Genomic DNA, 20,716 nt, shown 5'->3' on the forward strand with positions numbered 1-20,716 from the left:
TCAGTGGAACGCGTGGAGGGGCCCTGATGCCGTGCGGCACCAGGGCCCCGAAGGAAATACAACACCATCTGCCGGCCCTAGTGCTGCACCGGCCTTCTGTTTCCGCACGGCCGTCCGATACCTCGACGGGGGTGCGGGGATCGCGGATGCGTGACCGGAGACCACCTGCCTATCGATGTCCTGCGGTACCCGGGACGGGTCTTCCTCCCGGGCGATCCTGATGGCGCTCGGATCCTCCGTTCTTCCCTCTTGAGCACTTGCTTGCCGAACAACTTCGGGTCCTGCTCACGGCGGCCCCTGGCCGTCGTGTGGGTACTGCATGCCCGGCAGTTCGTGTCTGCCGGGCCTCGCTCGATCTCGGCTACAAGAGAAACCGTAATGATCCGAGAGCCCAATGTCTACTCCAGCGAGCATAGATTTTGGCGGGCTCGGCGATGAGGTATCCCGATCGGCCGGTCTACGGATCCGGCGGGCGGGCCGACGAGTACACGCCCGCCCTGCCTCCGTGGCCCCACCGCCCGGGTCGCCCGGGCGGGCCGGAGCATAGAATCCGCTCTCATGCCGAAGCCTGACGAGCTGATCGTTGACATCGCCGCCCTTGTGGAGTCGGGGCAGAGCAACCAGATGTCCCTGACCGTGGTCACCGGTGGTGCTGTCATCACCGGTCGACTGGCTCCCGAAGCCGTGTGGCGGCAGAGGGTGTCGGAGGTCCTGACGGATTCCGCCCAACTGGGCGCGTTCTCCGCCGTGTTCAACACCACCGCGAAGAAGGAGGGGCCGCCCACGCATCTGCATTTCCATGTCGCCCGGATTCTCCAGGGCACGGTGGGGATCCCGGAGACGGGCGGGATGTACCGCATCGCGATCGAGGACGTCAGCGCCTGGACCGTGGGTGACTTCAGCTACTCGGACCACTGACCCACCAGAAATCTGAACCGTCGCCGTGCCGGGAAAGGCACGGCACGCAGTGAGGGCCCGACCGGCGCACGCCGGTCGGGCCCTCACTGCTGTCCGGCTCGCGCCGGACCCCTCGGTCAGACGGACGCCGGGGCGCCGAGCAGCGCGGAGGCCCGCAGGTACGGACTGTCGACGGGCTCGGGGGCGGCCTCGGGGAGAGTGCGGCAGGTGAAGCCGAGCCGGGACATGGCCCGCAGGACTTCACCGGCGCTGAAATCACGGCGGTCCTGACGGGTGATGACCTGGCCGACCTGCTTGACCGGGTAGTGGCGTCGCCCGATGATCACGGACTCGCCGGTGACCGGTTCCGGCTTGACGCCCTTCATGGATTCCAGCACGCCGCTCTTGGTCAGGTCGAACGGGAAACGGGCGATGACACAGCGCATGTTGCCTCACAGGGAGAAGGAGAGACGGGGCCGAACCGTGGTGAAGGCGTTCAGCCGGCCCGATGCCGTCGGCCGGTCGCCTTCCTGATCACAAGGGTTCTACGCGGCGGCAGCGACCGTGGACTGCCGTACGGATGTGCGCCGGGCCGTCGAAGCGGGGCGGCGCCGGCCGCGTGAGGTGGGGCGCTTCTTGGGGCGTTCGACCACCGGTGCGGTGATGACGACCGGGACACCGGTCGGCGCCTGGGCGCCGGTGATGCGGTGCAGGGCCTCTTCGCCGGAGCGGACCTGGGTGATGCACGGGACGATGCCCGCCGCCGCCATGAGCCGGGTCATGTCACGGCGCTGGTTCGGGGTGACCAGGGTGACGACACTGCCGGACTCGCCGGCCCGGGCGGTACGGCCGCCGCGGTGCAGGTAGTCCTTGTGGTCGGTCGGCGGATCGACGTTCACGACGAGGTCGAGGTTGTCGACGTGGATGCCGCGCGCCGCGACATTGGTCGCCACCAGCACGTTGACGTGCCCGGTCTTGAACTGGGCGAGGGTGCGGGTGCGCTGCGGCTGCGACTTCCCGCCGTGCAGCGCGGCGGCCCGTACCCCGCTGTTCAGGAGGTGCTCGGTGAGGCGGTCGACGGCGTGCTTGGTGTCGAGGAACATGATCACGCGGCCGTCGCGGGCGGCGATCTCGGTGGTGGCCGTGTGCTTGTCGGCGCCGTGGACGTGCAGCACGTGGTGCTCCATCGTCGTGACGGCTCCGGCCGAGGGGTCCACGGAGTGCACGACGGGGTCGCTGAGGTAGCGGCGCACCAGCAGGTCGACGTTGCGGTCCAGGGTGGCGGAGAACAGCATGCGCTGGCCGCCGGGGCGGACCTGGTCGAGCAGGGCGGTGACCTGGGGCATGAAGCCCATGTCGGCCATCTGGTCGGCCTCGTCGAGGACGGTGATGGCGACCTGGTCCAGCCGGCAGTCGCCGCGGTCGATGAGGTCCTTGAGGCGTCCCGGGGTGGCGACGACGATCTCGGCACCACCGCGCAGCACGCTGACCTGCCGGCCGATCGACATCCCGCCCACCACGGTGGCCAGCCGCAGCTTCACGGCGCGGGCGTACGGGGCGAGCGCGTCGGTGACCTGCTGCGCCAGCTCACGCGTCGGTACGAGGATCAGTCCCAGGGGCTGCCTGGCCTCGGCCCGCTGTCCGGCCGTACGGGCCAGCAGCGCCAGCCCGAAGGCGAGGGTCTTGCCGGAGCCGGTGCGGCCACGGCCCAGGACGTCACGGCCGGCCAGGGAGTTCGGCAGGGTCGCCGCCTGGATCGGGAACGGTACGGTCACGCCGGCCGAGCCGAGCGCGGTCAGCAGCTGCCCGGGCATGTCGAGATCGGCGAAGCCCTCCACGGCGGGCAGCGCGGGGGTGATCGTCCTGGGGAGGGCGAACTCCCCCTGGATCGCGGCGGGGCGACGGCTGTGACCACCGGAACGGTTCGGGGCCGACGAGCCGAACCGGCTGCCGCCCCTTCCGGAAACGGCATTGCCGTTACGGGTGCGGGAGAAGCGGTCGTTCGTGCGTGTGCGGTTCATGTGGGATCTTCCTCGATGCGGCGCACATATCAAGGAATCCTCGCAGCGATGAGCGGCACGGAGAATTGCAAGAATGGGCCGGTGGGACGCAGAAATCGAATCTGGCCGACGGGAAACCCGTACGGGCGCAGGCTCTGAAATGAGTGACGCGATGGGGATGAATATCCGGGGCGTCTGCCGCGGTGGTGAAACCACCGCGGGAAATGCGAGCAGCTGGGGCCCGCACCCCGAAGGATGCGGGCCCCAGCTGCGAAGTACGCGTCAGCGTCAGGCGAGAACGATGTTCTCGGCCGTCGGGCCCTTCTGGCCCTGCGCGATGTCGAAGTTCACCTTCTGGCCCTCAAGCAGCTCGCGGAAGCCCTGGGCGGCGATGTTCGAGTAGTGGGCGAACACGTCGGCGCCGCCACCGTCCTGCTCGATGAAGCCGAAGCCCTTTTCCGCGTTGAACCACTTCACGGTACCAGCAGCCATGTCATATCTCCTTGGGGGCAGTGTTCGGGATCCACAGTGCGCGAATTCCGCGTCGCCGCGATGATCACCCCGCCCGAGAAAAACCGGAAATACTTCGGGAACCACAACTGCAACTGAGATCGACAGTAGCACACCGCAACGGCCCGTGTGCGGTGGAGAGTCCCGTTCTATTTATCGCGACAAAGAATCTGTCCGCGCATTCCGTCAAAACCTCACCTCACGGGTACAGATATTGATTCCCCACCCGCGATGCCGCCGGTGTTATCGGATGGGGCGACGACGGGAGCGCTGGGACCAGCGCGCGGCGGTGAGGGCCAGGGCGGCCACCAGGACCACGATGCCGATGATCAGCAGGTAGCCCAGCCCGTCCGCCGCGACTCCGATGATTCCCAGTACGACAGCGACCAGAACGAGAAACAGCAGGAGAGCCATGACGCGAACGCCTCCCTCGGGCCGTGCGTGACGGAGTGACGGACGGTCAGCGGCGCGCGAGCTGCCGCTCGCCGCCTGCGCCCGTCCGGTAGGGCATGTCGTAGTGCTGGAAGATCGCTTCCTCCTGCTCGGCGGGCAGAACGTCGTCCACCCCGAGCGAGGGTGCCTTCTTCACCACGGCCTTGGCGTAGGTGACCTTGACGTAGCCGGGCCCGAGAGTCGCCTCGTCCAGGGGCACGAAGGTCAGGTGGTGCCGGGTGGGAAGTCCGACGCGGACCGTGGCCATGGCCGGTTCGTCGGTGGCGGTGTCGACGTAGACCGCCTCGAGTACGCCGATCTTGTGGCCCTTCGGGTCGACGACGTCGCAGTTGCGCCACTCTCGGATATCGGCTGCGTGGATCATGCCCTGCCTCCTGAGCCGTCGATCAGGACCGGTACGAGCCCGGTACCCCGTTCTTCCAGGTTAATCCGGGAGTCACCGGGGTGTACCGGTGCGGAAGCACTCAGGACACGGTGCGCACGCATGACCGAGGCACCGCGCGGTACTCACGGACGTGAAGCACGGCGGCCGTCGGCCGCCGGAGCCCGGCACTCCGCGCACCACCCGAGGAGGTGGCTCACATGACGGAGCCGAACGGTTCAACTCTGCGGAAGCCCGGTCCGGATGAACCCCGCGCTCGCCTGGGCACGGAGCTGCCGGACGCGTCGGAGCCTCGTGGCAAAACGACCATCGCGGACGGCGTGGTGGAGAAGATAGCCGGGATCGCCGCACGGGACGTCCCCGGCATCCACGCGCTGGGCGGTGGCTTCACCCGCACCATGGGAGCCATGCGCGACCGGGTGCCAGGTGGGCACGCGAGCGCCGGGCGCGGCGTCAAGGTCGAGGTCGGTGAGAAGCAGACCGCCATCGACCTCCAGCTCGTCGTGGAGTACGGGACGAGCATCAGCGACGTCGCCGCGGACGTCCGGGAGAACGTGATCGCGGCGGTGGAGCGGATGACGGGCCTGGAAGTCGTCGAGGTGAACATCGCGGTCAACGACGTCCACCTGCCGGACGAGGACGACACACCGGAGACCGGCGAGGGGCGCGTGCAGTAGGGCGATGTGCCGCTGGTGAAGGCCCCTCACCGGTCCCTCACCGGCGACGCCCGCTTCGCCGAGGGGACCAGCCGGCTCCTACGCCGGCCATGTGCACCGCGAGGAAAGCGAGCCCGACGAACATGAGGCTCGTCGGACTGAAGACCGTCTCCGTGGACGTCTCGGTGACACGGATGATGAAAGCGATGACGAAGAACGCGCCCGCCACGAATGCCAGCATCTTTCTTCTCCTGCCGATGGACGGCGAACCACCGGCGACCCCGGCGACCGCACCGCTGTCAACCGGTTTCCCCGGACCCGTCACACGAATCCTGCCCGGGCTCGACGATCTCCAAGGCCCCGCAAAAGCAGCGAGCCCCGGTCCAGACGCACTCTGGACCGGGGCTTCCGGTAGGCCCTGTGGGACTCGAACCCACAACCAATGGATTAAAAGTCCACTGCTCTGCCAATTGAGCTAAGGGCCCTCGGCGATGTTGCCTCCCCGAGCATAGCCGCCGCAGGCCGTGTCGCCGATCGGGTATCGGTGACACGGGCCTGTCGGCGGTTGGATCGTGAGGGGAGTGTTACGGATCCACCGGTTCGGGGGCATTCGCGCGGGCGGCCTCGCGGGCCAGGGTGCGTTCGTGGTCGGGGTTGAGGAACCAGTGGCGGGCGGAGGCGAACCACCAGGTGGCGGCGGAGCCGAGGACGACGAGGACCGCCACCGGGGCGTAGTTGAAGGTCTCCCAGGTGACCGGGGAGACCTGCGGCAGCATGAACAGGACCGTGATGACGCCGACCCACGCCACCGCGACCAGCCCGATCGCCCGCGACCAGCGGCCCAGATGCCACGGCCCCCGCTCGAACTCCTCCCCCTTGCGCAGCCGCAGCAGCGTGGGGATGACGTAGGCGATGTAGAGGCCGATGACGGCGATGGACGTCACCGCCGCGTAGGCGGTCACGTTGATGAGGTAGGGCAGGCCGAGGACCAGGGCGCCGCCCGCCGCCAGCCACACCGCCGCGACGGGGGTGCGGGTGCGCGGGCTGACCGTGTGCCAGACGTGCGAGAACGGCAGCGCGCCGTCGCGCGAGAAGGCGTAGATCATGCGGCTGTTGGCCGTCACGGAGGCCATGCCGCAGAACAGCTGGGCCCCGATCACGACGAGCAGGAGCAGCTTGCCGGCGGTCGCGCCGAGGGCGTCCAGGAGGATCTGGGCCGGCGGTGCCCCCGTGGGCGAGGAGAGCGCCCCGTCGTAGGACTGGATGGCGAAGGTGAAGCCCAGCAGCAGGACGAATCCCGCGATCCACGACGTCCAGATGGACTGCACGATGCCCTTCGGGCCGGCCGTGGACGCGTCGTGCGTCTCCTCCGTCATGTGGGCGGAGGCGTCGTAGCCGGTGAAGGTGTACTGGGCCATCAGCAGGCCGATCAGGACGACGTAGACCCCGCTGCCCCAGCCCGTGTTGTTCACGAACTCGCCGAACACGAAGGACGCGGACTGGTGCTGGTCGGGGGCGAACGTCAGCGCGCCCACGATCACCGCCACGCCGACCACGTGCCACCACACGCTGACGCTGTTGAGCAGGGCGACGATCCGCACGCCGAAGGTGTTCAGCAGGCCGTGCAGGACCAGGATCCCGGCGAAGAGCAGGATCGTGCGGCCCGGGGTGACCTCGAAGTCGAACTGGAGGTTCAGGTAGGCGCCCAGGAAGGACGCCGCCCCGAAGTCGATGCCCGCGGTCACCGCGACCTGGCCCAGCACGTTGAACCAGCCGGTGAACCAGGCCCAGGCGGCCGCGGTCCGCGGCGGGGCCAGACGGTGCGCCCAGAAGTACAGGCCCGCCGAGGTCGGATAGGCCGAACAGATCTCGGCCATCGCCAGCCCGACGAACAGCGTCATCAGGCCGACGGCCACCCAGCCCCAGGTGATCACGGCCGGGCCGCCGGTGTTCATGCCGAACAGATACAGCGTCAGGCAGCCCGACAGGACCGAGATGATCGTGAAGGAGACCGCGTAGTTGGAGAACGCCGACATGCGGCGGGCCAGGACCTGCGTGTAGCCGAGCTGGGCAAGCCGTTCCTCGTCCGAAAGACCCGAAGGCCCGGACTGCCCGCTCTCTATGGCGTCATCTGTCATGCCCCCAGCGATTCCCACACCGGGGGCGTGACACACGTCACAACTTGGCGAGAAAGGAACCCTCCGGAAAACCCTCTAGAAGAGGCCCTTGTAGCCGCCCCAGCCGGTGGCGATCCTCGTCCGCGCCCCGAACGACCCCTTGCCGTCGCCGTTGTTGCGGAACAGGTTGCCCGCGGTGTCCCGGGCGACCAGGTCGTTCCTGCCGTCACCGGTGAGGTCGCCGACGCCGACGATCACGTTGTACGAGGTCCCCCAGTCGGAGAAGACCTTCACCCGCTCCTTCACCTGGCCGGCCCCGGTGCCGTCGTAGCGCCACAGCGTCCCGGCCCGGTCCTGCACCAGCACGTCCCCGAAGCCGTCGCCGGTCAGGTCACCGGCGCCGACGATCTTCTTGTACGTCGCCCAGCTGCGGATCTTCACGCCCGGCTTGAGCTTGCTCGCCCCGTCGTTGGCGAACAGATAGACATCCCCCGTCGAGGCCTTGCGGGCCAGCAGATCGGTACGGCCGTCGCCGGTCAGGTCGCCGGGGGCGGTCAGGACGTTGTAGGCGTTCCAGCCGGTGCCGAGGGAGGTGTGGCTGCTCGACGGGCCGTACGACGCCCCGCACTTGCCGGCGTAGCGGCGCAGTTCGCCGTTCGGCATGCGGACCAGCATCTCGGCGCAGCGGTCCTTGCCCATGTCGCCGAAGGGAACGGCGACGGTCCCGGCGGGCCACCCGGACCCGCTCTGCTTGAAGTCGAAGGTGCCCTTGCCGTGGGTGTACTGGAGGCTCAGCGTGCCCGAGGAGTTGAGGGTGACCAGCTCGCCGTAGGCGTACCCGCCCTGGTCGTGGTGGCCCTGGCGGCCGCCGGTGAGCCCGAACCTGCCGCTCGTGGTGTACGTGCCCCCGCCGTCCGCCGCGGTGGCGGTCAGGGTCCAGGTCTTGGGGCCGTTGTACGCGTACGCGCCCGACTCCGTCTTCCCGTCCCAGGCCAGGTCGATCTGCGTACCGCTGCCCTTGAGGGTGCGGTCGGTGCGGCCCTGGACGTTCTTGACCGTGAAGGTCCAGTCGGCGGGCTTGTTCAGCTGCCAGGTGCTGTTCCAGGTCATGTTGCCGCTGTAGCGGCCGGCGGCGTCGAAGTCGCTGTCGTCCAGGTCCGACTCGATCTTCCCGAGCGACTGGGCGGGCACCCCGCTCGGCACGGTCCGGATCGCGTTGTCCGTGCCGACGTAGGCGATGCCGCCGCCGAACTTGTCCACCGCCCAGGTCAGCCGCCGCTGGTCGGCGGTGTTCCCGGCCGGCAGGTCGGCGATCTCGCGGGCGGCGGCGGCCGTACCGGAGTGGTAGTCCGTCAGCATCAGTTTGCCGGCCGCCCGGTCGTGCCGGACGAGGTAGCCGTCACCGACGAGGGCGGGCCCGGACGGCACCTTGATGTTCTTGCGGGCCGTACGGTCGTACACGCCCGCGGCGCCGGTCGGACCGCAGTTCCAGTAGAGCCAACGGCCGATGACCTGAAGCTCCTTGACCGTGCAGGGGGCGCCGGTGGAGACGGTCGCGACCGTCTTCTTCCCCTCCAGGTCGTACTGGGTGACGACACCGTTGCCGGAGCCCGGCGTCCACAGCGCCGAACCCCACACGGAGGCGGCGGTGATCGGGCGGGTCAGGCGGACGTCCTCGGCGCGGTACCGGTTCACGGCGTCGACGTACTGCTTGCCGGTGGAGGCAGCGGTGTAGACGAAGTAGCGGCCGGTGGCGTCGACGAAACGGCCGCCGGTGACGTCCGGTTCGGACGCCGAGTGGTAGCTGTTCGGCTCCAGCCAGATCTGGGCGCGCTCCTTGCCGTACTCGTCGACGCGGAAGTAGCCGACGCTCTGCGTACCGGTGGCCCGCAGTAGCACGCAGTCGCCCGCGTCGCACGGCACCCGCTTCAGGTGGGTGCCGTCGGCGAAGCTGCCGGCGTATCCGCGGGTGTCCTGCTGGAGAACCGTGGAGCCGTCGGGCGAGAGCTGCCTGCCGACCACGTACTGCTCACCGTTCGGCCGGTACTCGACGGTGGTGAGATATCCGGCCGCGTAGTCGAGGCCCCAGACGCCGTCCGTCGTGATCGGCGTCGGGGTGGTGTCCGCGGCCGCCTGGCCCGCGGTCGTCAGGGTGCCGGCGCCCAGAGCGGCCAGCGAGACAAGAGTGAGTGCGATCCGGGCACGCCGGGTCAAGGGTCCCTCCCCAGGGAAGTCAGAAAAGGCGCGGCGGCAGGCCTCGTCGTCTTTCCCCCTCGGCCACGTTCCACCACGCGATGCACCGGATGTTAACAACGGTCACACAGGTTGCGGTAGTCGATAAAACGTGCGAAAAGGGCCCGCACGACCGAAGTCGTACGGGCCCTTCTCAGCTCACGCTGTGTCAGCCGTTGCGCTTCCAGCGCGGCTTGTCGTCGCGGCGGCCGAAGGAACCGGTGCCGGTGCCGGTGCCGCGGTGGTCGTCACGACGGCCGGAGGGGCGGTCGTGGCCGCCGGAGCGGAAGCCGCCGGTGGGGCGGTCGCCCTGACGGTCACGGTTGAAGGGACGGTCGCTGCCCCGGTGGGTGGACGGACGCTCGTCACGGCGGTCGCGGCTGAAGCCACCCGAGGGGCGGTCGTCACGACGGAAGCCGCCCGAGGGACGCTCGTCACGACGGTCACGGTTGAAGCCACCCGAGGGACGGTCGTCACGACGGAAGCCACCCGAGGGACGCTCGTCACGACGGTCACGGTTGAAGCCACCCGAGGGACGCTCGTCACGACGGTCACGGTTGAAACCGCCACCCGAGGGGCGGTCGTCACGACGCTCGAAGGAACGGCCACCACGGTCGTCACGACGGTCGTCACGGCGGAACCCGCCCCGCTCGCCGTCCCGGCGGTCGCGGTTGAAGCCGCCACGGTCGTCACGACGCTCGAAGGAACGGCCACCGCGGTCGTCCCGACGGTCGTCACGGCGGTCGTCACGACGCTCGTAGTTGCCCCGCTCGTCACGGCGCTGACGCGGCTGCTCGTACGCGGGACGCTCGGCGGGCTGCTCGGCGACCACGGCCTCGGCCGCCGCCGCCGACGCCACGGCCTCGGCCACCACGGCCTGCGCCTCGGCGACCGCCGTCTCCGGGTCCTCGCCCCGCTCGCGGGCGGCCCTGGCGACCAGACGGTCGGCCTCCTCGCGCAGCTCGGTCGCGCGCCGCTGCGCCCGCTCCAGCTGCTTGGTGAGGTGGGAGACCTCGCGCTCGGCCTGCTGGGCGGCGTTGGCCGCGGACTCCGACTGGACCTCGGTCATCGAACGGGCGCCGGTGATCTCGGCGACCTCGGGCTCGAAGGCCGTACCGGAGTTGATGATGTGACGCCCGGCGTCGACGCCCGCGTCCTCCATCAGCCGGAAGATCTGGCGGCGCTGGTGCGGCAGGGACAGCGACACGACCGTGCCGGTACGGCCCGCACGGGCGGTACGGCCGGCGCGGTGCAGGTAGTCCTTGTGGTCGCCGGCCGGGTCCACGTTCAGGACCAGGTCGATGCCGTCGACGTGGATGCCGCGGGCGGCGACGTCGGTGGCGACGAGCGCGTTGACGTAGCCCTTCTTGAAGTCCTCAAGAACGCGGGTACGCGCGCCCTGCGTCATACCGCCGTGCAGCGCGTCGGCCTTCACACCGGCGTCGCACAGCTGCTCGGCGATGCGGTCGGCGCCCAGCTGGGTGCGGACGAAGATGATGGTGCGGCCCTTGCGGGAGGCGATCGCGGCGGTGACCGGCGCCTTGTCCTTGGGCTTCACGATCAGGATGTGGTGCGACATGGTCGTGACGTTGCCCTGGGCGCTGTCGACCTCGTGCGTGACCGGGTTGGTCAGGTAGCGCTTGACCAGCGTGGAGATCTCGTTCTCCATCGTGGCCGAGAACAGCATCCGCTGGCCGCCGCCCGGGATCTGGTCGAGCAGCTCGGTGACCTCGGGCAGGAAGCCCAGGTCGGACATCTGGTCGGCCTCGTCGAGGACGGCGACCTCGACGTTCTCCAGGGAGCAGGCGCCGCGGCTGATGATGTCGCGCAGACGGCCCGGGGTGGCGACGAGGACGTCGACGCCGCGCTCCAGGGCGTACATCTGGTTGCTCATCGACGTACCGCCGCAGACGACCTTCATCTTCAGGCCGAGCACGTCGCCGTACGGCTGGAGGGCGTCCGCGACCTGCATCGCGAGCTCACGCGTCGGCGTGAGGATGATGCCGCGGGGCTTCTTCTTCTCGGTGTGGCCGCCGGACAGCTTCGTCAGCAGCGGCAGACCGAAGGAGAGGGTCTTGCCGGAGCCGGTGCGGCCACGGCCGAGGATGTCCTTGCCGGCCAGGGCGTCCGGGATGGTCGCGGCCTGGATCGGGAAGGGGGAGGTCACGCCGTTCTGCGCGAGCTTGCGCACGACACCCTCGGGGAGGCCGAGACTCTCGAACGTGACCTCGGGAGTGTCCTCGGTGCCCTCGTTCTCGGGCACGACGACGTGATCAGTACTGGAAATGGACATGCGTAAGCGAAACCTTCCGGAGTCTCGTCGGCACGCGCCCGTCAACTCCGTGATTTCGCAATACGACCGCCTCTATGCGGTCAGCCACGGCAAGGGAGAGAACGCGCCACGCGGCGCTCTCTGCAATGGCGCCGGGCAATGGGATCAAACGATCTACCACCATACGCACCCCCCACCCCCGAAGGCAAACCGAGCCCGGGAGTCGTGGATCACACATGGTTCACATCGCGTTTCCCACCGCACCGACACACACAGTTGTCAGGACGCACTCGAACCAACAAGCCGCAACCGCCCCTTTGTTCCCGCGGAACCACGCCCGGTGACACGGGTCCTACACCGGTGAACCCGCCTCCGGCGCCGGCTCCCGCTGGGTGAGCTGCGGCTGGGTCTCCGGGTGCGCCGAGGACGACGGCTCGGCGACCGTCGGGGTGGGCGTCGGCGACACGGGCGGCTCCTGCGTGGGCGTCGGCTGCGGCTCCACCGTCCGCGTGGGCGTCGGCTCGGCCCTGGTGGGCGTCGGCGCTCCCGGCTTCGGGGGCTTGTCCGGCTTGGTCCCCGCCGAGGCGGAGGCGCTGACCTCGGCCGACGGGGAACCCGAGGGGGCCGCCGACTCCCCCTTGCCCTTCTTGTGCCGGCCCTGACCGTGTTTTCCGTCACCGGCCGCCGCGCCGAGGCCCGAGCCGCCGCCCGACACCGCCGTCCCGCCGTCCGGCTCGGCACCTCCCCGCTGCCCGGCCGAGTGCGAGGGCTCGGCGCGCTTGCCGCCGTCGCCGTCACCCACGCTCATGCAGCCGGCGGCAGCGGCGACGGCCATGACCGTGGCGGCGAGACGAACGGGTACGTACAAGGGGCGCACGAGGCCACCTCCGAGGGTGGGGTGAAGGAGTCAACCCGTTCAACTCCCGCCGCCCACAAGAGGACACGCGACCGGTATCCGACGGCGCACGCCGACGGCGCCACCGGCTCACCCGTATCCGTCAGCCGCCTCCGATAGCCGTACCCGTCACCCGTACCCGAGCGCGTGCAGCCGCGCGTCGTCGATCCCGAAGTGATGGGCGATCTCGTGCACCACCGTCACCTCCGTCTCCGCGACGACCTCCTCCCGCGATCCGCACATCCTCAGCGTCGGCCCCCGGTAGATCGTGATCCGGTCCGGCAGCACACCGGCGTACCACTCCCCCCGGTCGGTCAGCGGAGTCCCCTCGTAGAGCCCGAGCAGCTCGGGATCGTCCGCGGGCGGCTCGTCCTCGACGAACACCGCGACGTTGTCCATCAGCCGCGTCAACTCCGGCGGAATCCGGTCCAGGGCCTCGGCGACCAGTTCCTCGAACTCCTCGCGCGTCATCTCCAGCACAAGCCCATTGTCCGGTACGGGACGGACGTACGAGAGTCATGAGCACGCCCGCATATCCGTACCCGGACTTGGGCATACGGGACCAATGGTCCGCGTCCCCCTCGCCGCCCGGAACACCGTGAACCAACTGCGCAAGACCCCGCGTGCCCTGGTCCGCCACTACCGCACCCGCCGTCCCCACCCGACCGTCGAACTCGTCCACCATCCGCACCCCTGGTCCCGCGCCCTCGGCCTCGTCACGGTCGTCGTCCTCGGCGCCTGGCTGGGCCTGCTGATCGTGGGCAACGTCCGGGTGCCCGTCGGCCCCATGAACACGACGATGACGCTGCGCCCGTCCCTCACCGGCGGCACGAAGATCAACGTCTCGCCGCTCGGCGCGCTCCAGCTGGACAGCCACCACGCCCCCGTCCGCCTGGACGTCAACGTCGACCAGCTCGACCCGGTCCGCTCCCAGGCCCTGGTCGACCACCCCGAGCGGCTCTCCGGGCTCCAGGACGAGGTCACCCGGGACGTCGGACACGGCACCCTCGACCTCGCCGTGCGCTCCTGCGTCGCCGTCGTCTCCGGCGCCACCGTCCTCGGCCTCGCCGTCTACCGCCGCCCCCGCCGCGCCCTGGCCTGCGGCGGCCTCGCCCTGACCCTGCTGGCCGCCTCGGGCGGCACCGCCTACGCCACCTGGAACCCCGGCTCCGTCCTCGAACCGCGGTTCTCCGGCCTGCTCTCCTCCGCCCCGTCCCTGGTCGGCAACGCCCGCAGCATCGTCACCGAATTCGACGTCTACCAGAAGGAGTTGGCCCGCCTGGTCACCAACGTGACCAAGCTCTACGACGCCACCTCCACGCTCCCCGCCTACGCGCCCGACCCGACCACCATCCGCGTCCTGCACGTCTCCGACATCCATCTGAACCCGGCGAGCTGGAAGATCATCGCCTCGCTGGTGGAGCAGTACAAGGTCGACGTCATCGTCGACTCCGGCGACACGATGGACCACGGCACGGCGGCCGAGAACGGCTTCCTCGACCCGATCGAGGACCTCGGCGCGCCCTACGTCTGGGTGCGCGGCAACCACGACTCCCAGGTGACCCAGCGCTATCTGGAGGGCCTGAAGAACGTCCACGTCCTGGACGACGGCAGGGCCCGGACGATCGCCGGCCTGCGCTTCGCCGGCATCGGCGACCCCCAGTTCACCCCCGACCGCTCCAGCCGGCCCGACACCTCGCAGTCCCAGGAACTGGCCGGCGCCCGCCTCGCCGCCGCCCTGCGCGACCAGAGCACCGCCGGCACCCCGGTCGACATCGCCGTCGCCCACGAGCCCGCGGCGGCCCGCATGGTCGACGGCACGGTGCCGCTGGTCCTGTCCGGCCACCTCCACCACGAGGAGATGGAGATCATGAAGAACGGCACCCGGCTGCGCGTCGAGGGCTCCACCGGCGGCAGCGGCCTGCGCGCCATCGAGGGCAAGTACCCCGACCCCATCGAGGCCTCGATCCTCTACGTCGACCGCGACTCCCGCCGCCTCCAGGCCTGGGACGCCATCGAACTGGGCGGCCTCGGCCTGACGACCGCCGAGGTCAGCCGCCACCTCGCCGAGGAGAACCAGCCCGGCGCGAGCCCGTCACCGTCTCCCTCGCCCACCTCCCCGTCACCCGGCTCCCCCAGCCCCACGACCGGCTCCCCGTAAACCGTTTTGGCGATCCCTCCCGGCATCCCATATGCTTCTCAAGTCCCCGACGCGCCGCAAGGCGCCCAGGCGGGCCGATAGCCCTCATCGTCTAGCGGCCTAGGACGCCGCCCTTTCAAGGCGGTAGCACGGGTTCGAATCCCGTTGGGGGCACATCATCGCTCTGCGTCGATCAGTCGACGCAGCCGCGGGGTATTGAGCGCGACCGCCATACCAACCGCGAGGACACCTCCCGTACAGGCACTCCAGGCCGTGTTCCGCCGCCTGGGGTGCCTCGTCCTGTCGTATGGCGACTGCGGGTTCGTCGTGGCTGGTCGCGCAGTTCCCCGCGCCCCTGAAAAGCAGCAGCCGCCGTCGGACATGAGGCCCCCCCCCGGACAGTGGGCGCTACGCGAACCCCCACCGGAGCCGCACAGCGCGCCGCAGGCATCGCCCCCAGCCCCCACATCCTGCTCGTTTTCAGGGCACCGCTCATCCTCTGATACGCTGCTCCAGCGACGTCACCCCAGCTGACAACGCCCTCCACCCCCATCGGTGAGAGCGGCGGAAACTCGGTGGGGACAGGCGAAACGATGTGCGACACTGGGATCACCGGTCAGCACAACAGCAAGGTCCTGTGGAGCAGTTTGGAGTGCTCGCCACCCTGTCAAGGTGGAGGCCGCGGGTTCAAATCCCGTCAGGACCGCTGAGGTTTCTCCGGAAGCCTCGTGGCTGGGTAGCTCAGTTGGTACGAGCGTCCGCCTGAAAAGCGGAAGGTCGCCGGTTCGACCCCGGCCCCAGCCACAGCCAAGGCCCCGATCTCCGGATCGGGGCCTTCTTCGTTCCCACGGGCCCACGGGTTCGTTCCCACAGGCACCCGCGGCAAAAGCGTTCGCCAGGAATTTCCCGAGGATGAGATCCTGGATCGCGTATGTCTACGCACCCTGCCCCCGCCCCCGGTCAACCGGCTCTCGGGGATCTCGCCGCCCGCCTGACCGAGCTGTCCCTGCGCGACGCGCACCGGCTCGGGCGCAGGCTCGAAGGCGCGCGCCGGATCCGCAAGCCGGACGCCCTGGCCGCCGTTCTCACCGAGGTCGAGGCGGAGGTCGCGAAGGCCGAGGAGCGGATGGGCGCGCGGCGGACGCGGGTGCCCGCGGTGAGCTATCCCGAGCAGCTGCCCGTCAGCCAGAAGAAGGACGACATCGCGGCCGCCATCCGCGATCACCAGGTCGTCATCGTGGCCGGTGAGACCGGCTCCGGCAAGACCACACAGATCCCGAAGATCTGCCTGGAGCTCGGACGCGGCGTCCGCGGCATGATCGGGCACACCCAGCCCCGCCGTATCGCCGCCCGCACGGTCGCCGAACGCGTGGCGGAGGAGCTGGACACCCCGCTGGGCGAGGCCGTCGGCTGGAAGGTCCGCTTCACCGACCAGGTGAACCCGGAGGCCACCTTCGTCAAGCTGATGACGGACGGCATCCTGCTGGCCGAGATCCAGACCGACCGCGAACTGCGCGCCTACGACACGATCATCATCGACGAGGCCCACGAGCGGTCCCTCAACATCGACTTCCTGCTCGGGTATCTCGCCCAGCTGCTGCCGAAGCGGCCGGACCTGAAGGTCGTCATCACCTCCGCGACCATCGATCCCGAGCGCTTCTCCCGGCACTTCGGCGACGCCCCGATCGTCGAGGTCAGCGGCCGGACGTACCCCGTGGAGGTGCGGTACCGGCCGCTCCTGGAGGAGGCTGTGTCCGATTCCGGGGGCGACGACTCCGACCGCGACCAGATCACCGCGATCTGCGACGCCGTGGAGGAGCTCCAGGGCGAGGGCAAGGGCGACATCCTCGTCTTCCTCTCGGGTGAGCGAGAGATCCGGGACACCGCGGACGCGCTCAACAAGAAGAACTACCGGTTCACCGAGGTCCTCCCCCTGTACGCCCGGCTCTCGCACGCCGAGCAGCACCGTGTCTTCCAGCAGCACACCGGCCGCAGGATCGTTCTGGCGACCAACGTCGCCGAGACCTCGCTGACCGTCCCCGGCATCAAGTACGTCATCGACCCCGGCTTCGCCCGGATCTCCCGCTACAGCCACCGCACCAAGGTCCAGCGGCTGCCCATCGAGCCGGTCTCGCAGGCCAGCGCCAACCAGCGCAAGGGCCGCTGCGGCCGGACCAGCGACGGCATCTGCATCCGGCTGTACAGCGAGGAGGACTTCGAGGCGCGTCCGGAGTTCACCGACGCGGAGATCCTCCGGACGAACCTCGCCTCCGTCATCCTCCAGATGACCGCGGCCGGCCTCGGCGAGATCGAGAAGTTCCCCTTCATCGACCCGCCGGACCACCGCAACATCCGTGACGGCGTCCAACTCCTCCAGGAGCTGGGCGCGTTGGACCCGGCACAGAAGGACGTACGCAAGCGGCTCACCCAGACCGGCCGCAAGCTCGCGCAGCTGCCGGTCGACCCGCGGCTGGCGCGCATGGTCCTGGAGGCCGACAAGAACGGCTGTGTCCGGGAGGTCATGGTCATAGCGGCGGCGCTGTCCATCCAGGACCCGCGTGAGCGCCCCGCCGAGAAGCAGACCCAGGCCGACCAGCAGCATGCCCGCTTCAAGGACGAGACCAGCGACTTCCTCGCCTATCTGAACCTGTGGCGGTACGTCCGCGAGCAGCAGAAGGAGCGGGGGTCGAGTTCCTTCCGCCGGATGTGCAAGCAGGAGTACCTGAACTTCCTGCGCATCCGCGAATGGCAGGACATCTACTCCCAACTGCGCACGGTCGCCAAGCAGATGGGCATCCATCCGAACGAGGACGACGCGGCCGACCAGAGCGTCCACGTCTCCCTCCTCGCCGGTCTGCTCTCGCACGTCGGCATGAAGGACGTGAAGGACGGCAACAAGAACGAGTACCTGGGCGCCCGCAACGCCAAGTTCGCGATCTTCCCCGGCTCGGCGCTGTTCAAGAAGCAGCCGCGCTTCGTGATGTCCGCGGAACTCGTGGAGACCTCCCGCCTCTGGGCCCGCGTCAACGCCAAGATCGAGCCGGAGTGGGTGGAGCCCCTCGCGGAGCACCTCCTCAAACGCACCTACAGCGAGCCGCACTGGGAGAAGGACCAGGCCGCGGTGATGGCGTACGAGAAGGTCACGCTGTACGGCGTGCCGATCGTCGCCCAGCGGAAGGTGAACTACGGCCGGATCGACCCGGAGACCTCCCGCGAGCTCTTCATCCGCAACGCCCTGGTCGAGGGCGACTGGCGCACGCACCACAAGTTCTTCGCCGACAACCGCAGACTCCTCAGCGAGGTCGAGGAGTTGGAGCACCGCGCCCGGCGCCGGGACATCGTGGTCGACGACGACACGCTCTTCGACTTCTACGAGCAGCGGGTGCCCGACCACGTGGTCTCCGGCGCCCACTTCGACTCCTGGTGGAAGAACAAGCGGCACGAGCAGCCCGACTTCCTCGACTTCGAGCGGGAGATGCTCATCCGGGAGTCGGCGGAGGCGGTCACCAAGGACGACTATCCGGACTCCTGGCGGCAGGGCCCGCTCAAGTTCCGGGTCACCTACCAGTTCGAGCCGGGCGCGGACGCCGACGGTGTGACCGTCCACGTCCCGCTCCAGGTCCTCAACCAGGTCACGGACGAGGGCTTCGACTGGCAGATCCCGGGCCTCAGGGAAGAGCTGGTCACCGAGCTGATCCGGTCCCTCCCGAAGCCGATCCGCCGCAACTACGTGCCGGCGCCGAACTTCGCGAGACGGTTCCTGGAGACGGCGGTGCCGTTGCAGGAGCCGCTGACGGTCACGATGGCCCGTGAGCTGAAGCGCATGGTCGGAGTGCCCTTCGAGGCCGAGGACTTCGACTGGTCCAGGGTCCCGGAGCATCTGCGGATCACCTTCCGGATCGTCGACGAACGGCGGCGCAAGCTGGCCGAGGACAAGGACCTCCAGGCGCTGAAGCTCCAGTTGAAGCCGAAGGCACGCCAGGCCCTGTCCCAGGCGGCCGCGGCGACCGCGGAACGCCGGGGCGGGGAGTCCCTGGAGCGCGCGGGACTGACCGACTGGACGATCGGCTCCCTCACCCGGGTCTTCGAGACCCGCCGGGCCGGCCAGCCGGTGAAGGCCTACCCGGCACTGGTGGACGACGGCGACACCGTCTCCGTACGCCTCTTCGACACGGAGGCGGAGCAGGCGGAGGCGATGTGGAAGGGCACCCGACGGCTGATCCTGCGCAACATCCCGGTCAACCCGGCGAAGTTCGCCTCGGAGAAGCTGACGAATCCGCAGAAGCTGGCGCTCTCGGCGAACCCGCACGGCTCGATCCAGGCGCTGTTCGACGACTGCGCGAGGGCAGCGGCGGACAGGCTGATCGGCGACTTCGGCGGCCCGGCGTGGGACGAGGAGTCGTATCGGAAGCTGTACGACAAGGTGCGCGCGGAAATCGTCGACACCACGGTCCGTACGGTGGGCCAGGTGCAGCAGGTGCTGGCCGCCTGGCAGGCCTGTGAGCGCCGTCTGAAGGCCGCACGGAGCCCCGCCCTCCTCCCGAACCTCCAGGACGTCCGCAAGCAGCTGGACGCGCTGGTGAAGCCCGGGTTCGTCACCGAGGCGGGGCTGCGTCGCCTGCCGGACCTGATGCGCTATCTGGTGGCCGCGGACCGGCGCCTCCAGCAGATGCCGACGGGCGTCCAGCGGGACACCACGCGCATGGAGAAGGTCCACGAGATGCAGGACGAGTACGCCTGGCTCCTGGAGCAGATGCCCCAGGGCCGGCCGGTCCCCTCGACCGTCCTGGACATCCGCTGGATGATCGAGGAACTCCGCGTCAGCTACTTCGCCCACGCCCTGGGCACGGCGTACCCCGTCTCCGACAAGCGGATCGTGAAGGCGATCGACGCGGCCGCGCCGTGACCACCCGTGCACCCTGGGTGAGTTCGCGCAGCGGGCGCCCGCTCCTGTACAGTCCTTCTCGCAGCGCAACGCACGAATAGCGCCGCGAAACCTGGTCCTGTGGAGCAGCTTGGAGTGCTCGCCACCCTGTCAAGGTGGAGGCCGCGGGTTCAAATCCCGTCAGGACCGCAGTGAAAGCAAGGGCTCGCCCCCGACAGGGGATGCGGGCCCTTCTTCATGTGTCACCACCCCCGCCGCCCGCCACCCTGCCAAGGTGGAGGCCGCGCCCGCGGCGCAGCCGCAATCAGACGCAGCAAATCTCGTCAGGACCGCAGTGAAAGCAAGGGCTCGCCCCCGACAGGGGTCGCGGGCCCTTCTTCATGCGCCCCCGCCGCCCGCGCCCGCCACCCTGCCAAGGCGGAGGCCGCGCCCGCGGCGCAGCCGCAATCAGACGCAGCAAATCCCGTCAGGACCGCAGTGAAAGCAAGGGCTCGCCCCCGTCAGGGGTCGCGGGCCCTTCTTCATGCGCCCCCGCCGCCCGTGACCGCCACCCTGCCAAGGTGGAGGCCGCGCCCGCGGCGCTGCCGCAATCAGACGCAGCAAATCCCGTCAGGACCGCAGTCAATGAGAGCCCGGATCTTCGGATCCGGGCTCTTTTGCGTGCTCAGGGTGCCTGTCCGGCTGCCCGTGGTGCCCTCGGGGCCCCTCACGCCTTCTTGACGGCGTCCGCAGACCCCGGTACCCAGAAACCAGGGCCCGCTTCCCGGAGGTGGCGTATGGCGGCTTCGGTCAGGCACGAGACGCGGGCGTTGCTCCGTGCGCACCTGTCGGCCGCTTCCTCCTTCGGCCATCTGACGCGTCACTGCCCGATCTGCCATCGCCTGCTGCGGCTGGCGATGGATTCGCCCCCGCAGGCGGCACAGGGGCCCGAGGAGCGCGTCGCCGAGGACGAGAGCCCCGCCGGCGCGTGACGGTCGCCGGTCTCAACGCCCGTTCCGGCGTGGGGAGGTGGAGCGCATGCTTCCACTAGCGCACGGGGAACGGGAGCAACAAGGACTCCGGCATGTGACGGGTGTCACCGCATGAGTTTTGGAAACCGCGGTACTTACGCCTCACCTACAACTGGTCAATTTAATATGTGCAATTGCACCAGCCGCAGAGGCCGCCCACAGGAGATCCGACACCCCTCCCCAGACTCCGACAGGGCCGCTCACAGAGCCGCCCACCCGCCCACGTTCCGCGCACAAAAAAGATCGCGCTGGACCCGGCGGAGTCCA

Annotated in this window: 16 protein-coding genes and 5 tRNA genes; 9 read left to right on the forward strand and 12 right to left on the reverse strand. The window is 69.4% G+C overall.

The features are described from left to right. Nucleotides 1–558 precede the first annotated feature (558 nt). Nucleotides 559–918, forward strand: coding sequence for a hypothetical protein (locus SLINC_RS21395; RefSeq protein WP_067435516.1), 360 nt, complete (start codon nt 559–561; stop codon nt 916–918). A gap of 116 nt (nt 919–1,034) precedes the next feature. On the opposite strand, the gene SLINC_RS21400 is transcribed toward SLINC_RS21395, so the two are convergent. The 5 genes from SLINC_RS21400 to SLINC_RS21415 all read right to left on the reverse strand — a co-directional run bounded on the left by SLINC_RS21400 (nt 1,035) and on the right by SLINC_RS21415 (nt 4,224). Then, nucleotides 1,035–1,343, reverse strand: coding sequence for an SCO5918 family protein (locus SLINC_RS21400; RefSeq protein WP_067435519.1), 309 nt, complete (start codon nt 1,341–1,343; stop codon nt 1,035–1,037). A 99-nt stretch (nt 1,344–1,442) separates the two neighbouring features. Beyond that, nucleotides 1,443–2,918, reverse strand: coding sequence for a DEAD/DEAH box helicase (locus SLINC_RS21405; RefSeq protein WP_067435522.1), 1,476 nt, complete (start codon nt 2,916–2,918; stop codon nt 1,443–1,445). 267 nt (nt 2,919–3,185) lie between these two features. Next, nucleotides 3,186–3,389 (reverse strand): cold-shock protein, encoded by a 204-nt coding sequence (locus SLINC_RS21410; RefSeq protein ID WP_030817331.1) that lies wholly within the window; start codon nt 3,387–3,389, stop codon nt 3,186–3,188. A gap of 261 nt (nt 3,390–3,650) precedes the next feature. Beyond that, nucleotides 3,651–3,821 (reverse strand): hypothetical protein, encoded by a 171-nt coding sequence (locus tag SLINC_RS48530; protein ID WP_170068276.1) that lies wholly within the window; start codon nt 3,819–3,821, stop codon nt 3,651–3,653. A gap of 46 nt (nt 3,822–3,867) precedes the next feature. Then, entirely contained in the window at nt 3,868–4,224 is a 357-nt protein-coding gene (locus SLINC_RS21415; RefSeq protein WP_067435525.1) for a PRC-barrel domain-containing protein, read from the reverse strand. Nucleotides 4,225–4,442: 218 nt separating this feature from the next. On the opposite strand from SLINC_RS21415, the gene SLINC_RS21420 reads away from it, so the two are divergent. Next, on the forward strand, nt 4,443–4,919 hold the full coding sequence (locus SLINC_RS21420) for an Asp23/Gls24 family envelope stress response protein (RefSeq protein ID WP_079164644.1): 477 nt from the start codon (nt 4,443–4,445) through the stop codon (nt 4,917–4,919). Between the two features lie 37 nt (nt 4,920–4,956). Here SLINC_RS21420 and SLINC_RS21425 read toward each other — a convergent pair whose 3' ends face one another. From SLINC_RS21425 to SLINC_RS21455, 7 genes are all read right to left on the reverse strand, one after another. Continuing rightward, a complete protein-coding gene (locus SLINC_RS21425; protein WP_067435528.1) occupies nt 4,957–5,139 on the reverse strand; it encodes a hypothetical protein in 183 nt (60 codons plus the stop codon). A 171-nt stretch (nt 5,140–5,310) separates the two neighbouring features. Further along, nucleotides 5,311–5,383: transfer RNA gene (locus SLINC_RS21430), tRNA-Lys, on the reverse strand. Nucleotides 5,384–5,482: 99 nt separating this feature from the next. Continuing rightward, nucleotides 5,483–7,036: an amino acid permease gene (locus SLINC_RS21435; RefSeq protein WP_067435530.1), complete on the reverse strand. Its 1,554-nt coding sequence runs from the start codon at nt 7,034–7,036 to the stop codon at nt 5,483–5,485. A gap of 75 nt (nt 7,037–7,111) precedes the next feature. After that, nucleotides 7,112–9,229, reverse strand: coding sequence for an FG-GAP repeat domain-containing protein (locus SLINC_RS21440; RefSeq protein ID WP_067435533.1), 2,118 nt, complete (start codon nt 9,227–9,229; stop codon nt 7,112–7,114). Nucleotides 9,230–9,416: 187 nt separating this feature from the next. Beyond that, entirely contained in the window at nt 9,417–11,540 is a 2,124-nt protein-coding gene (locus SLINC_RS21445) for a DEAD/DEAH box helicase (RefSeq protein WP_067435535.1), read from the reverse strand. Nucleotides 11,541–11,871: 331 nt separating this feature from the next. Beyond that, nucleotides 11,872–12,396 carry a hypothetical protein gene (locus SLINC_RS21450; protein WP_067435538.1) on the reverse strand — a complete coding sequence of 175 codons (525 nt, stop codon included), beginning with the start codon at nt 12,394–12,396 and terminating at the stop codon, nt 11,872–11,874. Nucleotides 12,397–12,543: 147 nt separating this feature from the next. After that, a complete protein-coding gene (locus SLINC_RS21455; RefSeq protein WP_067435541.1) occupies nt 12,544–12,894 on the reverse strand; it encodes a metallopeptidase family protein in 351 nt (116 codons plus the stop codon). Between the two features lie 85 nt (nt 12,895–12,979). Here SLINC_RS21455 and SLINC_RS21460 point away from each other — a divergent pair, with 85 nt between their 5' ends. The 7 genes from SLINC_RS21460 to SLINC_RS21490 all read left to right on the forward strand — a co-directional run bounded on the left by SLINC_RS21460 (nt 12,980) and on the right by SLINC_RS21490 (nt 20,410). Then, nucleotides 12,980–14,575, forward strand: coding sequence for a metallophosphoesterase family protein (locus tag SLINC_RS21460; protein WP_067435544.1), 1,596 nt, complete (start codon nt 12,980–12,982; stop codon nt 14,573–14,575). An 80-nt stretch (nt 14,576–14,655) separates the two neighbouring features. Then, nucleotides 14,656–14,728, forward strand: a tRNA-Glu gene (locus tag SLINC_RS21465). Between the two features lie 457 nt (nt 14,729–15,185). Continuing rightward, a tRNA-Asp gene (locus SLINC_RS21470) sits at nt 15,186–15,260 on the forward strand. A 24-nt stretch (nt 15,261–15,284) separates the two neighbouring features. Then, nucleotides 15,285–15,358 (forward strand) — tRNA-Phe (locus SLINC_RS21475). A 127-nt stretch (nt 15,359–15,485) separates the two neighbouring features. Then, a complete protein-coding gene (gene hrpA, locus SLINC_RS21480; protein ID WP_067435549.1) occupies nt 15,486–19,460 on the forward strand; it encodes an ATP-dependent RNA helicase HrpA in 3,975 nt (1,324 codons plus the stop codon). Nucleotides 19,461–19,553: 93 nt separating this feature from the next. Continuing rightward, nucleotides 19,554–19,628, forward strand: a tRNA-Asp gene (locus SLINC_RS21485). Nucleotides 19,629–20,215: 587 nt separating this feature from the next. Continuing rightward, nucleotides 20,216–20,410, forward strand: coding sequence for a DUF6274 family protein (locus SLINC_RS21490; RefSeq protein ID WP_067435552.1), 195 nt, complete (start codon nt 20,216–20,218; stop codon nt 20,408–20,410). Nucleotides 20,411–20,716 lie beyond the last annotated feature (306 nt).

The sequence above is a fragment of the Streptomyces lincolnensis genome (assembly GCF_001685355.1).
Taxonomy (GTDB): Bacteria; Actinomycetota; Actinomycetes; order Streptomycetales; family Streptomycetaceae; genus Streptomyces; species Streptomyces lincolnensis.

What these genes read in the sequence shown, in the direction of transcription:
- SLINC_RS21420 (WP_079164644.1), top strand. Translation starts at nt 4,443, where the DNA reads ATGACGGAGCCGAACGGTTCAACTCTGCGGAAGCCCGGTCCGGATGAA.
- SLINC_RS21415 (WP_067435525.1), bottom strand. Translation starts at nt 4,224, where the DNA reads ATGATCCACGCAGCCGATATCCGAGAGTGGCGCAACTGCGACGTCGTC.
- SLINC_RS21460 (WP_067435544.1), top strand. Translation starts at nt 12,980, where the DNA reads ATGGTCCGCGTCCCCCTCGCCGCCCGGAACACCGTGAACCAACTGCGC.
- SLINC_RS21425 (WP_067435528.1), bottom strand. Translation starts at nt 5,139, where the DNA reads ATGCTGGCATTCGTGGCGGGCGCGTTCTTCGTCATCGCTTTCATCATC.
- SLINC_RS21490 (WP_067435552.1), top strand. Translation starts at nt 20,216, where the DNA reads ATGGCGGCTTCGGTCAGGCACGAGACGCGGGCGTTGCTCCGTGCGCAC.
- SLINC_RS21405 (WP_067435522.1), bottom strand. Translation starts at nt 2,918, where the DNA reads ATGAACCGCACACGCACGAACGACCGCTTCTCCCGCACCCGTAACGGC.
- SLINC_RS21410 (WP_030817331.1), bottom strand. Translation starts at nt 3,389, where the DNA reads ATGGCTGCTGGTACCGTGAAGTGGTTCAACGCGGAAAAGGGCTTCGGC.
- SLINC_RS48530 (WP_170068276.1), bottom strand. Translation starts at nt 3,821, where the DNA reads ATGGCTCTCCTGCTGTTTCTCGTTCTGGTCGCTGTCGTACTGGGAATC.
- SLINC_RS21435 (WP_067435530.1), bottom strand. Translation starts at nt 7,036, where the DNA reads ATGACAGATGACGCCATAGAGAGCGGGCAGTCCGGGCCTTCGGGTCTT.
- SLINC_RS21400 (WP_067435519.1), bottom strand. Translation starts at nt 1,343, where the DNA reads ATGCGCTGTGTCATCGCCCGTTTCCCGTTCGACCTGACCAAGAGCGGC.
- hrpA (WP_067435549.1), top strand. Translation starts at nt 15,486, where the DNA reads ATGTCTACGCACCCTGCCCCCGCCCCCGGTCAACCGGCTCTCGGGGAT.
- SLINC_RS21445 (WP_067435535.1), bottom strand. Translation starts at nt 11,540, where the DNA reads ATGTCCATTTCCAGTACTGATCACGTCGTCGTGCCCGAGAACGAGGGC.
- SLINC_RS21395 (WP_067435516.1), top strand. Translation starts at nt 559, where the DNA reads ATGCCGAAGCCTGACGAGCTGATCGTTGACATCGCCGCCCTTGTGGAG.